General features: G+C 74.3%; 11 protein-coding genes. All 11 read right to left on the bottom strand.

Translation table 11 applies throughout. The annotated features are described in order from the left end of the window. Positions 1-72: 72 nt before the first annotated feature. The gene (gene gatB, locus VSR01_RS29230) at positions 73-1,581 is read right to left on the bottom strand and encodes an Asp-tRNA(Asn)/Glu-tRNA(Gln) amidotransferase subunit GatB (RefSeq protein ID WP_326452059.1); all 1,509 of its coding nucleotides are present in this window, start codon (positions 1,579-1,581) and stop codon (positions 73-75) included. Between the two features lie 25 nt (positions 1,582-1,606). Further along, positions 1,607-1,831, bottom strand: a complete 225-nt coding sequence (locus VSR01_RS29225; protein WP_326452058.1) for a hypothetical protein — start codon at positions 1,829-1,831, stop codon at positions 1,607-1,609. Further along, positions 1,828-3,321 (bottom strand): Asp-tRNA(Asn)/Glu-tRNA(Gln) amidotransferase subunit GatA, encoded by a 1,494-nt coding sequence (gatA, locus tag VSR01_RS29220; protein WP_326452057.1) that lies wholly within the window; start codon positions 3,319-3,321, stop codon positions 1,828-1,830. The genes VSR01_RS29225 and gatA overlap by 4 nt, the downstream gene beginning before the upstream one ends. Before the next feature lie 5 nt (positions 3,322-3,326). After that, positions 3,327-3,623 carry an Asp-tRNA(Asn)/Glu-tRNA(Gln) amidotransferase subunit GatC gene (gene gatC / locus VSR01_RS29215; RefSeq protein ID WP_326452056.1) on the bottom strand — a complete coding sequence of 99 codons (297 nt, stop codon included), beginning with the start codon at positions 3,621-3,623 and terminating at the stop codon, positions 3,327-3,329. A 44-nt stretch (positions 3,624-3,667) separates the two neighbouring features. After that, a complete protein-coding gene (locus tag VSR01_RS29210) occupies positions 3,668-6,142 on the bottom strand; it encodes a putative bifunctional diguanylate cyclase/phosphodiesterase (protein ID WP_326452055.1) in 2,475 nt (824 codons plus the stop codon). Between the two features lie 219 nt (positions 6,143-6,361). Beyond that, positions 6,362-8,608 carry an NAD-dependent DNA ligase LigA gene (gene ligA, locus VSR01_RS29205; RefSeq protein WP_326452054.1) on the bottom strand — a complete coding sequence of 749 codons (2,247 nt, stop codon included), beginning with the start codon at positions 8,606-8,608 and terminating at the stop codon, positions 6,362-6,364. 66 nt (positions 8,609-8,674) lie between these two features. Beyond that, positions 8,675-9,637 (bottom strand): methionine synthase, encoded by a 963-nt coding sequence (locus VSR01_RS29200; RefSeq protein WP_442785718.1) that lies wholly within the window; start codon positions 9,635-9,637, stop codon positions 8,675-8,677. A gap of 623 nt (positions 9,638-10,260) precedes the next feature. Next, positions 10,261-11,442: a hypothetical protein gene (locus tag VSR01_RS29195; RefSeq protein WP_326452052.1), complete on the bottom strand. Its 1,182-nt coding sequence runs from the start codon at positions 11,440-11,442 to the stop codon at positions 10,261-10,263. A 257-nt stretch (positions 11,443-11,699) separates the two neighbouring features. Beyond that, a complete protein-coding gene (locus VSR01_RS29190) occupies positions 11,700-12,488 on the bottom strand; it encodes an SDR family oxidoreductase (RefSeq protein ID WP_326452051.1) in 789 nt (262 codons plus the stop codon). Next, positions 12,485-13,015, bottom strand: a complete 531-nt coding sequence (locus tag VSR01_RS29185) for a TIGR00730 family Rossman fold protein (RefSeq protein ID WP_326452050.1) — start codon at positions 13,013-13,015, stop codon at positions 12,485-12,487. Before VSR01_RS29185 ends, VSR01_RS29190 begins: the two co-directional genes overlap by 4 nt. Beyond that, the gene (gene mnmA / locus VSR01_RS29180) at positions 13,012-14,178 is read right to left on the bottom strand and encodes a tRNA 2-thiouridine(34) synthase MnmA (protein WP_326453879.1); all 1,167 of its coding nucleotides are present in this window, start codon (positions 14,176-14,178) and stop codon (positions 13,012-13,014) included. Before mnmA ends, VSR01_RS29185 begins: the two co-directional genes overlap by 4 nt. Positions 14,179-14,232: the final 54 nt, after the last annotated feature.

The raw sequence follows: 14,232 nt of genomic DNA, 5'->3' as shown, positions 1-14,232 counted from the left end.
CACACCGAGGGCGGCGCTCCCCGGAAGGGGAACGCCGCCCTCGTACCGGACCCGTACCGCGGGCCCGTGCCCTCAGCCCTGGACGCCCAGCTTCTCCAGGACCAGCTCGCGCACGCGCTTGGCGTCCGCCTGGCCGCGGGTGAGCTTCATGACCGCGCCGATCAGCGCGCCGGCCGCGGGGAGGTTGCCGCCGCGGATCTTGTCGGCGATCGCCGCGTTCTCCGCGATGGCCTTGTCGACGGCCGCGCCGAGCGCGCCGTCGTCCGAGACGACCTTCAGGCCGCGCCGCTCCACCACCTGGTCGGGCTCGCCCTCGCCGGCCAGCACGCCCTCGATGACCTGGCGGGCCAGCTTGTCGTTGAGGTCGCCGGCCGCGACCAGCGCGGAGACCCTGGCCACCTGCGCCGGGGTGATGTCCAGCGCGGCGAGTTCGACACCGGACTCGTTGGCGTGCCGGGCGAGTTCGCCCATCCACCACTTGCGGGCCGAGGCGGCGTCCGCGCCGGCGTCGATGGTGGCCGTGATCAGGTCGATGGCGCCCGCGTTGAGCGCGGACTGCATCTCGTGGTCGGAGATCCCCCACTCGGTCTTCAGCCGCTCGCGCCGCAGCCGGGGCAGCTCGGGCAGGGTGGCGCGCAGTTCCTCCACCCAGTCGCGGGCCGGGGCGACCGGCACCAGGTCGGGCTCGGGGAAGTAGCGGTAGTCCTCCGCCTCCTCCTTGATCCGGCCCGAGGTGGTGGAGCCGTCCTCCTCGTGGAAGTGCCGGGTCTCCTGCACGATGGTGCCGCCGGAGGAGAGCACCGCGGCGTGCCGCTGGATCTCGAACCGGGCGGCGCGCTCCACGCTGCGCAGCGAGTTGACGTTCTTGGTCTCGCTGCGGGTGCCGAACGCCTCGCGGCCCCGCGGACGCAGCGACAGGTTGACGTCGCAGCGCATCTGGCCCATCTCCATGCGGGCCTCGGACACGCCCAGCGCCTTGATCAGCTCGCGCAGCTCGGCGACGTAGGCGCGGGCCACCTCGGGCGCGCGGGCGCCGGCGCCCTCGATGGGCTTGGTGACGATCTCGATCAGCGGGATGCCGGCCCGGTTGTAGTCCAGCAGCGAGTACGTCGCGCCGTGGATGCGGCCGGTGGCGCCGCCGACGTGGGTCGACTTGCCGGTGTCCTCCTCCATGTGGGCGCGCTCGATCAGCACCCGGAACACCTCGCCGTCCTCCAGCTGGACGTCCAGGTAGCCGTTGTACGCGATCGGCTCGTCGTACTGGGAGGTCTGGAAGTTCTTCGGCATGTCCGGGTAGAAGTAGTTCTTCCGGGCGAACCGGCACCACTGCGCGATCTCGCAGTTGAGCGCCAGGCCGATCTTCACCGCGGACTCCACGGCGACCGCGTTGACCACCGGGAGCGAGCCGGGCAGGCCCAGGCACGTCGGGCACGTCTGCGCGTTGGGCTCGGCGCCCAGCTCGGTGGAGCAGCCGCAGAACATCTTGGTCTCGGTGCCCAGCTCGACGTGGACCTCCAGGCCCATCACCGGGTCGTACGAGGCCAGCGCGTCGTCGTAGGACAGCAGATCCGTGACGGTCACAGTTGTCTCAACTCTCTCGGAACGCTCAGTCCGCCAGGATGTCGTCGTCGGGTTCGCGCAGGTCGCGGACGAGCAGCGCCACGCCGGTGGCGACCGCGGCCACCCGGATCAGCCCGTCGACCAGTTGCAGCGTGTCGTTCTCGCCGCGCGCGTTGCGGACCTTCTTGAGGTTGTTGAAGGCGGCGAACAGGGTGCTGCCGATGGTCAGGTAGGTGCCGAAACGGCCCTTGGACTTCTTGTCGTTGCTCATAGCTGGGGTGCCTCCTCAAGCAGCGGATGGCCCCACTTCTTCACGAAGGCGGCCTCGACGGCGGCGCCGACCCGGTAGAGCCGGTCGTCCTTGAGCGCGGGTGCGACGATCTGCAGTCCCACCGGAAGACCATCCTCCGGCGCGAGGCCGCAGGGCAGTGACATGGCCGCGTTTCCCGCCAGGTTGGCCGGGATGGTGCACAGGTCGGCCAGGTACATCGCCATCGGGTCGTCTGCCCGCTCGCCGATCGGGAACGCGGTGGTGGGGGTGGTCGGCGACACGATCACGTCGACCTGCTCGAAGGCCCGCTCGAAGTCGCGGGTGATCAGGGTGCGCACCTTCTGCGCGGAGCCGTAGTAGGCGTCGTAGTAGCCGGAGCTGAGCGCGTAGGTGCCGAGGATGACGCGGCGCTTGACCTCGGGGCCGAAGCCGGCGTCGCGGGTGAGCGCGGTGACCTCCTCGGCGGAGTGCGTGCCGTCGTCGCCGACCCGCAGGCCGTAGCGCATCGCGTCGAAGCGGGCCAGGTTGCTGGAGCACTCCGACGGCGCGATCAGGTAGTACGCGGCGAGCGCGTAGGTGAAGGACGGGCAGGACAGCTCGACGACCTCGGCGCCCAGCTCCTCCAGCAGCGCGACGGCCTCGGTGAAGCGCTGCACCACGCCGGGCTGGTAGCCCTCGCCGCCGAACTCCTTGACCACGCCGACCCGCAGGCCGGCGACGTCGCCGCTGCGGGCGGCCTCGACCACCGGCGGCACGGGCGCGTCGATGGAGGTGGAGTCCATCGGGTCGTGGCCGGCGATGACCTCGTGCAGCAGCGCGGCGTCCAGGACCGTGCGGGCGCAGGGGCCGCCCTGGTCGAGGGAGGAGGAGAAGGCGACCATGCCGTAGCGGGAGACGCCGCCGTAGGTGGGCTTGACGCCGACGGTCGCGGTGACCGCGGCGGGCTGCCGGATGGAGCCGCCGGTGTCGGTGCCGATGGCCAGCGGCGCCTGGTACGAGGCCAGGGCCGCGGCGCTGCCGCCGCCGGAGCCGCCGGGGATGCGGGTGAGGTCCCAGGGGTTGCCGGTCGGGCCGAAGGCGCTGTTCTCGGTGGAGGAGCCCATCGCGAACTCGTCCATGTTGGTCTTGCCGAGGATCACCACGCCCGCGTCCTTCAGACGCTTGGTGACCGTCGCGTCGTAGGGCGGGATCCACCCTTCGAGGATCTTGGAGCCGACGGTGGTCGGCACGCCCTCGGTGGTGAAGATGTCCTTCATCGCCAGCGGCACCCCGGCCAGCGGGCCGAGCGGCTCGCCGGCGGCGCGCTTGGCGTCCACCGCGCGGGCCTGCGCGAGCGCGCCCTCGCGGTCGACGTGCAGGAAGGCGTGCACCTTCTCGTCGACGGCCTCGATCCTGGCCAGGTGGGCCTCGGTCACCTCGACGGCGGTGAGTTCGCCGGAGGCGATCTTCTCGGCGGTCTGCGCGGCGGTGAGCCGGATGACGTCGGTCACGGCGCTCACTCCTCGCCCAGGATCTGCGGGACCTTGAAGCGCTGCTGCTCCTGTGCGGGGGCGCCGGACAGCGCCTGCTGCGGGGTCAGGGACGGCCGGACGGTGTCCGGCCGCATGACGTTGGTCAGGGGCAGCGGGTGCGAGGTCGGCGGTACGTCCTCGGCGGCCACCTCGGACACGCGGGCGACCGCGCCGATGATGTCGTCGAGCTGTCCGGCGAAGTGGTCCAACTCGTCGGCGGACAGCTCCAGACGTGCCAGCCGGCCGAGGTGGGCGACCTCCTCGCGGGTGATGCCAGGCATGCAGCGATCCTCTGGGGGGTGAGATGTCTATGGTGGCCCCAATCCTATGGGCCCACCGACCCCGACCGCGAAACGATTCCCTCGGCCCTCGCGCGGTCCGGCTGCTCCGCGTCCTCGCCCGCGCCCCCGCCGGACGGGCCGGAGGCGGCGCCGGCCGGCGGGAGCGCGGGCGGCAGTGCCGGGCGCTGCCAGCCGGAGACGCCGCGGGCGCGCAGCCACGCGGTGGCCTCGTCGGGCGGCATCGCGGCGGCGACCAGCCAGCCCTGCACCGCGTCGCAGCGCATGTCGCGCAGCCGCTCCCACGTCTCGTCGTCCTCGACGCCCTCGGCGACGACCATCAGGCCGAGGGAGTGCGCGAGGTCGACGGTGCAGCGGACGATCTCGGCGTCCTCGCTGTCGGCGACCAGCCGGGCCACGAACGATCGGTCGATCTTCAGCTCGCTGACCGGCAGCCGGCGCAGGTGCACCAGCGAGGAGTAGCCGGTGCCGAAGTCGTCGAGCGACATCTTGACGCCGTGCCCGGTCAGTCCGTTGAGGGTGTCGGCGGCGCGCTGCGGGTCCTCCAGCAGGACGTGTTCGGTGATCTCCAGCTGGAGCGCGCCGGGCGGCACGCCGTGGCGGGCCAGCCGGGCGGCGACGGCGCCGGCGAAGCCGGGCGAGTGGACGTCGCGCGGCGAGACGTTGACGGCGACCGGCACGTCCAGTCCCGCCGCCCGCCAGCGGGCGATCTGGGCGAGCGCGGTCTCCAGTACGTACTCGGTCAGCTGCGGCATCAGGCCGGAGGTCTCGGCCATGGTGATGAACTCGTCGGGGTTGACCCGGCCGCGCTCGGGGTGGTTCCAGCGGACCAGCGCCTCCAGGCCGGCCACCTGGCCGTCGAACCTGACTTTGGGCTGGTAGTGCAGCTCGACGCCGCCGGTCTCCAGGGCGCGGCGCAGGTCGCCGAGCAGGCCGAGCCGGCCGGGCGTGTTGGCGTCGCGCTTGGCCTCGTAGACCTCGGCGCCGCTGCGGTCGCGCTTGGCCTGGTACATCGCGACGTCGGCGCGGCGCAGCAGGTCCTCGGCGTCGGTGGCGTGGTCGGGGAAGACGGCGACCCCGGCGCTGGCCTCCAGCACCAGGGTCAGTCCGTCCAGGCCGATCGGGGAGCCGAGGGCGGCGACCAGGCCCCGGGCGATGCGCTGGGCCCTGGTCGGGGAGTCGCAGGAGGGCAGCAGCACGGCGAACTCGTCGCCGCCGAGCCGGGCGGCCTCGGCGCCGCGGGGCAGTGCGAGGCGCAGCCGGTCGGCGATCTGGGTGAGCAGCCGGTCGCCGGCCAGGTGGCCGAGGGTGTCGTTGACCGAGCGGAACTTGTCGAGGTCGATCAGGATCAGCCCGACCCGGCCCTGTCCGCCGGTGCGCGGGTCGGCGCACAGGGACGCGGCGCGCCGGCCGCGGGTCCAGCCGGCGGCGGTCGCGGCGCGGCGGCGGCCGGCCGGGGTGGCGGCGCCGAGCAGGCCGGTGGCGCCGGCGGTGCGCGGGGTCCGGACCGTGCGGGGGGCGCGCGGGGTGCGGGGGGCGCGGGCCGCGGCGGTGAAGGCGTCCGGGTAGGCGTCCGGGCGCGCGTCCGGGGCCTCGCGGGAGGCGGCCTGGGCGGCGGCCTGGGACGCGGCCAGGGCGGCGTCGCGGCGGCCGGCGTCCAGTGCCTTCCAGGTGCGTTCCAGCAGCCACTGGCGGTTCGGCAGCCCGGTGAGCGGGTCGCGCAGCTGCTCCACGGCGCGGGCGTGGGCGATCCACAGGGTGGAGTCCAGGGCGATCAGCGGCACCGCGAACAGCGGCAGCAGCACCGGCTTGGCGGCGGCGACGACCAGGATGAGCGGGGCGATGCCGAGCAGTGCGACGCCCACCGTGCCCTGGCGCAGCAGTGCGGCGCGGCCCACGGTGGGCAGGCCGTCGCCGCGCGGCGCGTAGGCCCACCACAGCAGCGCCCGGGTGCCGGCCAGATAGGCCAGGGCGGTGACGGTGACGGTGACCGCCGCGGTCGGCGACCATCCGGCGGGCTCCCAGGGGTGCTCCACCGAGGGGGTGCGTCCGCACAGGTCGAGGACGAGGGCGCCCGCGCCGATGCCCAGCACGTCGACGGCGCCGTGCAGCGCCGCCTGCCGCCAGCGGTGCCGGCGCGCGGCGCCGACCAGCACCACCACGGCGAGGCTGACCAGCACCGCGGGCACCCAGCCGTAGAGCAGCAGCATGGCCAGGGTGAGGGCGGCGCCGGAGCCGGTGCCGCCCCACCAGCGGTCGGGGCCCATCGCGACCAGGTGGCCGACGATGACGCCGGTGAGGACGGCGAACGCCCAGCCGACGGTGCCGCGCGGGAACAGCGCGTCGCCGCCCTCCAGCACCCGGATCACGCCCGCGGTGAGCGCGACGGCCGCGACGGCCGGTACCAGGGTCCGCGCCAGCGGCCCGGGGCCGGTGGAGAGTACGGAGGCGGCCTGACTGCCGGTCACCGGCGCAGGTCCGACGCTCTCCGTGGTGTCCATGCCCGTCCCTCTCACAGCCCAGATCACGCGGCAGGTCCGCCGCGCTCGTGCCCGCGGCGGCAACCCACTGGAGCCGCTGCAAGGTTGATGCCCAGCAGGCGCGCCTCTCAACAGTAGGCCGACACACGCTGCCTCGGGCACCGATCGGCTGCCATTGCCCGAATGCGACCTGGGGTGTCGCCGCATTCTGATATGGGCTGATCGGGTGACATCTGGTGGCTATTCAGTTGATTCGGACGCCGAATCCCCGTGCGATTCCGCGACCTCCTCCGCCGGGTTGACGGCGGCCTCGCGGGCGGCGTCCGGGCCCTGGTCGAGCAGCAGCGCGAAGCCGTCCTCGTCGAGCACCGGGACCTTCAGCTGGATCGCCTTGTCGTACTTGGAACCGGGGTTGTCGCCCACCACGACGAAATCCGTTTTCTTGGAGACCGCGCCGGTGACTTTCGCTCCCCTGCTGCCCAGGGCCTCCTTTGCGCCATCCCGGGTATGGTGCTCCAGCGTTCCGGTCACGACCACGGTGAGTCCTTCGAGCGGCCTCGGTCCCTCGGCCGAGCCCGGCTCGGTGAACGTCACCCCGGCCTTCTGCCAGCGGTGGACGATGTCCAGGTGCCACTGCTCGGTGAACCACTGTTTCACCGAGGCCGCGATGGTCGGGCCGACGCCCTCGACGGCGGCCAGCCGCTCCTCCTCGGCCTGCATGATCGCGTCCAGGGTGCGGAACTCGCGGGCCAGGGCGGTGGCCGCGACCGGGCCGACGTGCCGGATGGACAGGCCGGTCAGGAAGCGGGAGAGCGGGCGCTCCTTGGCCGCGGCGATGTTGTCCAGCATGGCCACGGCGTTCTTCTTCGGCTCGCCCTTCTGGTTGGCGAAGACGGTGGCGACCTTCGGCTCGCCGGTCTCCGGGTCCCGCTTGGGCAGGCCGGTGTCCTGGTCCAGGACGTACGCCTTGATCGGCAGCAGCTGTTCGATCGTCAGGTCGAACAGGCCGCTCTCGTCGGTGAGCGGCGGGTCCGCGGGCTCCAGGGGGCGGGTGAGGGCGGCGGCGGCCACGTACCCGAAGTTCTCGATGTCCAGGCTGCGGCGGCCGGCCAGGTAGAACAGCCGCTCGCGCAACTGGGCGGGGCAGCCGCGGGCGTTGGGGCAGCGCAGGTCGATGTCGCCCTCCTTCATCGGCTGCAGCGCGGTGCCGCACTCGGGGCACTCGGCGGGCATCTCGAACTCCCGCTCGCTGCCGTCGCGCAGGTCCACCACCGGGCCGAGGATCTCCGGGATCACGTCCCCCGCCTTGCGCAGCACGACGGTGTCGCCGATCAGGACGCCCTTCTTCTTCACCACCTCCTGGTTGTGCAGCGTGGCGAACTCGACCTCGGAGCCGGCCACGGTGACCGGCTCCACCACCGCGTAGGGGGTGACGCGGCCGGTGCGGCCGACGCCGACGCGGATGTCCACCAGCTTGGTGTTGACCTCCTCGGGGGCGTACTTCCAGGCGATGGCCCAGCGCGGCGCGCGCGAGGTGGAGCCGAGGCGGCCCTGCAGCGCGATCTCGTCCACCTTGACGACCACGCCGTCGATCTCGTGCTCGACGTCGTGCCGGTGCTCGCCGTAGTAGGCGATGAACTCGCGGACCGCGTCCAGGGAGTCGACCACCTTGTTGTGGCGGGCGGTGGGCAGGCCCCACTCCCGCAGCAGCTCGTAGGCGTGCGACTGGCAGTCGATGGCGAAGCCCTCGCGCGCGCCGACGCCGTGCACGACCATCCGCAGCGGCCGGGCGGCGGTGATCCGCGGGTCCTTCTGACGCAGCGAGCCGGCCGCGGCGTTCCGCGGGTTGGCGAAGGGCTTGTCGCCGCCCTCGACCAGCCGGGCGTTCAGCTCCTCGAACTTCTCGCCGGGGAAGTAGACCTCGCCGCGGATCTCCACCAGCTCCGGCACCCGCTCGCCGGTCAGCCGGTCGGGGATGTCGGCGATGGTCCGGACGTTCTGCGTGATGTCCTCGCCGGTGCGGCCGTCGCCCCGGGTGGCGGCGCGGGTGAGGCGGCCGTGTTCGTAGGTGAGGTTGACCGCCAGGCCGTCGACCTTGAGCTCGCACAGGAAGTGGTACGGGCTGTGGTCGTTGTCCGGCGGACCCAGCTCGGCGGCGACGCGGTCGGCCCAGGTGGACAGCTCCTCGTCGGTGAACGCGTTGTCCAGGGACAGCAGGCGCTCGCGGTGCTCGACGGAGGTGAACTCCGTCTCGTACGCGCCGGCCACCTTCTGGGTCGGCGAGTCGGGCGTGCGCAGCGCCGGGTGCTCCTCCTCCAGCGCTTCCAGGGCGCGCAGCAGCTTGTCGAACTCCGCGTCGCTGATGACGGGGGCGTCCTTGACGTAGTACCGGAAGCGGTGCTCCTCGATCTGCTCGGCCAGGCGGGCGTGCTGCTCTCGCGCCTGCGCGGGGATCTCCGCGGGCGTCGCGTCCTCCAGGGCTGCCACGGTTCCGTCCTTCCTACGCGGTGGGCCGTCTGCGCGGTGTGCGCGGTGTGCGCGCGGCGTGCGCTGTCACTCAGGGTTGTCGACGAGCGAGCGTGCGGCCTTCGCGCAGTGCACGAGGGCGGCACGGGCGTAGGCCGGTGAGGCCCCCGCCAGACCGCAGGCCGGGGTGACGGCCACGGAGCTGCCGACGGTCTCCGGTGCCAGTCCCAACCTGCGCCACAGCGCCCGAACACCACTGACGCTACCCGCAGGGTCTGACAACGGGGCATCGTCGCCGGGTACGACACCGGCGAAGAGCGCGGTGCCGGCCTCGACGGCCTCGCCGACGGCGTCCCAGTCACGTTCGGTGAGCAACTGGAAGTCGAAGGAGATCCCGGCGGCGCCGGCCGAGCGCAGCAGCGCGAACGGCACGTCGGGGGCGCAGGAGTGGACGGTCACCGGGACGCCGGCGGCGCCCGCGGCGGCGATCAGGTCGCGCAGCGCGGACTGCGCGGCGGCGCGGTCCACCGCGGGGTGGGTGCGGTAGCCGCTGGCGGACCGGACCCGGCCGGCCAGGACGGCGGGCAGCGACGGCTCGTCGAGCTGCAGCAGCGGGCGGGCGCCGGGGACGCGCTTTCTGACCTCCGCGAGGTGGGCGGTCAGGCCCTCGGCGAGGGACGCGGCGAGGTCGCGGCAGGCGCCGGGGTCGGCCAGCGCGGCCTCGCCGCCGCGCAGCTCCACGCCGGCGGCGAGCGTCCAGGGGCCGACGGCCTGCAGTTTCAGCGGGCCCTGGTAGCCCTGGGTGAACTCCTCCAGGGCGTCGAGGTCCTCGCCGAGCCAGGAGCGGGCGCGGCGGGTGTCGCGGCCGGGGCGGTCGCCGAAGCGCCAGCCGCTGGGCTCGACGCGGGCGTACAGGTCGACCAGGAGGCCGAGGGTGCGGCCGATCATGTCCGCGCCGGGGCCGCGGGCGGGCAGTTCCGGGAGGAAGGGGAGCCGGTCGACGGCCTCGACCGCGATCTTGGCCGCTTCGCGGGCGTCGCCGCCCGGCATGGACCCGACCCCGGTCGCCGCGCCTTCCGGCAGGGTGAACGCCTCGTCGGCAACGTCATCGCTAGTCACCCCCGCAGAGTATTCGCTCGCGCGCTCTCCCCCCGCCGACCTGCACCCTCCGCGGCGGCGGAGGGAGGGGCGGAGGAGGCGGGGCCTCCTTCGGACCACCGCACCCCCGGCGGGGGAACCGGCCGCGGGGCCCGCAGGGCGGGGCGGCCCGTCACCGCCGGACCGCGCCGGCAGCGGAGATCGGTGCTGGAGACGAACCTCCTCCGAACACCCGCCCCCGCCGCGGGCAAGGCGCCGGCTCGGCACCGCCGAACTCCGCCATCCCGCATCCCGCCGCGGCGGCGGGAGGAGGCGGAGGAGGCGGAGCCTCCTCCGGACCACCGCACCCCGGCGGGGAACCGGCCGCGGGGCCCGCAGGGCGGGGCGGTCCGTCACCGCCGGACCGCGCCGGCAGCGGAGGTCGGTGCTGGAGACGAACCTCCTCCGAAACACCCGCCCCCGCCGCGGGCAAGGCGTCGGCTCGGCACCGCCGAACTCCGCCGTCCCGCGTCCCGCCGCGGCGGCGGAGGAAGGCGGAGGAGGCGGGGCCTCCTGGCGAATCGGCCGGGGGCGGGTTATGGGGGGCCGGTCCAGATGAGGGTGAGGTGGGCGCCGTAGACCGCGGAGGCGAGGGCCGCGGTGGTGAGGGTGTACGCGATGGTGCGCGGGTGGGCGCGGGCGAGGACGCGGGCGAGCGGGATCAGGAGGGGGAAGGCCGGCAGGAGGAAACGCGCGCGAGCGATGTACGCGCCTTTGCCGAGGGCGACCACCGCGAGCAGCGCCCCGCAGAACAGCAGCAGCGGCAGCGGCTGGCGCTGCACCACGCACAGCGCGAAGAGCGCGAAGGACGCCACGACGACGAGCGTGACGACGACGTACGCGACCGGCACGTCGCCGCCGCGCTGCCCGAGGAAGACCCAGCGGACGCGCCGCAGCAGGTAACCGCCCTTGCCGAGCTTGTTCCCCCACGCGTCCTGCACCGCGAAGTAGCCGTCCGCGCGGTGCAGCCGCAGCCCCACCCAGACCACGAAGGCCGCCCACCCGGCCGGCGCCAGCAGCACCGCGGCGCCCGGCCGCCACCACGACCCGCCGCACCGCGACGCCCGCACCGCCGCGAGCAGCGCGACCGCCGAGACCGCCGCGGCGAGCGCGATCCCGGTGGGCCGGGTCAGTCCGCCCAGCGCGGCCAGCAGCCCGGCGGTCACCCAGCGCCGGGCCAGCACCGCGTACAGCGCGCCCGCGCACAGCGCCGTGAACAGCGACTCGGTGTACGCCATCGACTCGACCACCGCGTGCGGCAGGCACCCCCACAGCACGGCGAGCACGGTGCCGGTGGTCCGCCCGTGCAGCCGGTCGCCGACCAGGAACACCAGCCACGCCGCGGCCATCGACGCGGCCGTCGCCACCAGCCAGCAGGACGTGGGCAGCCCCACCGGCAGGACCGCGTCGGCGATCCGGCACAGCCATGGGTAGAGCGGGAAGAAGGCGAGGTTGCTCCAGGCGTGCCAGGTGCCCGGGGTGCCGCTGACGGTGTGGTCGTAGCCGTGTTCGGCCACGTCCTGGTACCAGCGCGCGTCCCACGACCCGTACAGCACCGTGCCGGGCGACTCGCCGCGCCGCTCGGCCAGGTAGGTCAGCAGGCCGATGCCGAGCAGCCGGGCGGCGGCGTAGCCGAGCAGTGCGGGCGCGGCGAACCGCAGGGCGGCGGCCAGCGCGGGGTGCGGCGAGCCGCGGCGGGCGGCGGTGGCTGAGGCCATGGTCAATCCGCTCCCTCGGACCGGGTGGGGCGCGGACGACCCTACGGTCCGGATGCGGACGAACCGGACGACGCGTCAACGGCGCGGACCCGGAACCACACGGTCGGGGGAGATCGGGGTGCGGTCAGGTGCGGTAGCGCGCGGTCGGGCGCGCGCGGCGCCCCGCGCGGCGCGGGCCCCCGGCCGAGGCTCGGCAGCCCGGCCCCCGGCCGGAGGCTCGGACCCCCGGCCGGAGGCTCAGGCCCCGGGGCGGACGCTCAAGCCCCCGGCCGGACGCTCAGGTCCGTCACCTCCGCGTCGCGCGGCAGGTCGATCGCGGTGAGGACGGCCGTCGCGACCGACTCCGGGTCGATCCACCGTGCCGCGTCGTACTGCTTGCCCTCCTGCTGGTGGACCTTGGCCTGCATGGGCGTGGCGGTGCGGCCGGGGTAGACCGTGGTGACCCGCACCCCGTTGGCGTGCTCCTCGCCGCGCAGCGAGTCCGCGAGGGCGCGCAGGCCGTGCTTGCTCGCCGCGTACGCCGACCACTCGGCGTGCGCGGTGAGCCCCGCGCCGGAGTTGGCGAAGACCACGTGGCCGCGGGACAGCCGCAGCTGCGGCAGCAGCAGCCGGGTCAGCTCGGCCGGGCCGACCAGATTGACCGCGAGCGTCTCGTTCCAGATCTTCGGCGTGAGGTCGCCGACCCGGCCCAGCTCGACCGTGCCCGCGATGTGCAGCAGGCTGTCCAGCCGGTCCGGCGGCGCCTGATGGCCCAGTGCCCAGGACAGCCGGGCGGGCTCGCCCAGGTCGCCGACGAGCGTGCGCACGCCCGGGTGCCGCGCGGCCAGCTCGCGGGCCCGGCCAGCGTCCCTGGCCAGCAGCCACAGCTCGTCGCCGCGGTCCAGCAGCCGGCGGGCGAGCGCCGCGCCGATCCCGGAGCCGCCGCCGGTCAGCAGGTGGACGCGCGGTCGCGGACCCGGCCCGCGCGAGCCGTCCGATCCGCGCGAGCCGTCCGGTACGCCGGAGCCGTCCGGTGCGCCGGAGCCGTCCGGCAGTGTCTCGCTCATTCCTGCTCTCCCAGGTACGCCAGCGCGGCCGCGCCGTCGCTCGCGAAGTGGACCAGCTCGTCCAGCGGCAGCGGCAGGAACCCGTCGCTCTCCATGCGGCGCAGCTGCTGTTCCAGGCCGTCGTAGAAGCCGCCGCTGTTGAGCAGCACCACGGGCTTGCGGTGCATGCCGTGCTTCTTCAGTTCGAGGATCTCCGTGGCCTCGTCCAGCGTGCCGGTGCCGCCGACCATGATGACGATCGCGTCGGACCTGGCCAGCAGTTCGGCCTTGCGGTGCGCGAGGTCGCGGGCGACGACCATCTCGTCGGCGTTCGCGCGGGCCAGCTGGTGCAGGAACTCCACCGAGACGCCGACCAGCCGGCCGCCCGCCTCCTGCACGGCGTCGGCGACGACCTTCATCAGACCGGCCTCGGAGCCGCCCCACACCAGGGTGTGGCCGCCCTCGCCGAGCAGCCTGCCGAACTCCTTGGCGGGCGCGGTGTACTCCTCGCCCAGGTCGGCCGCGGACAGGAACACGCCGACGTTCATACGCCGGCACCCGCGCGCACCGCGCGGTCGGTGGTGGCGATGGTCGCCGAGCCGACGACCCGGGTGCCGTCGTAGAGCACCACCGCCTGGCCGGGGGCGACGCCGCGCACCGGCTCGCCGAAGGCCACCCGCAGCTCGCCGTCGACGAGTTCCGCGGTCACCGGGACGTCCTCGCCGTGCGCCCGCAGCTGCGCGGTGTACGCGGCCGGGCCGGCCGGCGGCTCGCCGCACCAGCGCGGCCGGATCGCGGTGAGCGCGGTGACGTCCAGGGCCTCGGCGGGGCCGACAGTGACCTTGTTGTCGACCGGGGAGATGTCCAGGACGTAGCGCGGCTTGCCGTCGGGCGCGGGCACGCCGAGCCGCAGGCCCTTGCGCTGGCCGACGGTGAAGCCGTACGCGCCGGTGTGGGCGCCCAGCCGCGCGCCGGACTCGTCGACGATGTCGCCCGGCTCCGAGCCGAGCCGGGCGGCCAGGAAGCCCTGGGTGTCGCCGTCGGCGATGAAGCAGATGTCGTGGCTGTCGGGCTTGCGGGCGACGGCCAGGCCGCGGCGCTCGGCCTCGGCGCGGATGTCGTCCTTGGTGGTGCGGGTGTCGCCGAGCGGGAACATCGCGTGCGCGAGCTGCCGTTCGTCGAGCACGCCGAGGACGTAGCTCTGGTCCTTGGCGGCGTCGCTGGCGCGGTGCAGCTCGCGGTGGCCGTCGGGGCGGACCACGACGGAGGCGTAGTGGCCGGTGCAGACCGCGTCGAAGCCGAGGGCGAGCGCCTTGTCCAGCAGCGCGGCGAACTTGATCTTCTCGTTGCAGCGCAAGCAGGGGTTGGGCGTGCGGCCCGCCGCGTACTCGGCGACGAAGTCCTCGACGACGTCCTCGCGGAAGCGTTCGGCCAGGTCCCACACGTAGAAGGGGATGCCGATGACGTCGGCGGCGCGGCGGGCGTCGCGGGAGTCCTCGACGGTGCAGCAGCCGCGGGCGCCGGTGCGGAAGCTCTGCGGGTTCGCGGACAGGGCGAGGTGGACGCCGGTGACGTCGTGGCCCGCCTCGGCGGCGCGGGCCGCGGCGACCGCGGAGTCCACACCGCCGCTCATGGCGGCCAGGACGCGCAGCCGCGGGCGCGCGTCGGCGCCCGGGCCCGGGCGCGCGGCCGGCGGCTGACCGGGCTCGATGGGGTTGTCGCTCACCCGTCCAGGGTAACGGCGGGAACGGGTAAGCGGTCGCTC

This window comes from Actinacidiphila sp. DG2A-62, assembly GCF_035825295.1.
GTDB lineage: Bacteria > Actinomycetota > Actinomycetes > Streptomycetales > Streptomycetaceae > Actinacidiphila.
Note: the sequence above shows the minus strand (reverse complement) of the source record. Positions and strands in the feature narration are given on the sequence as shown.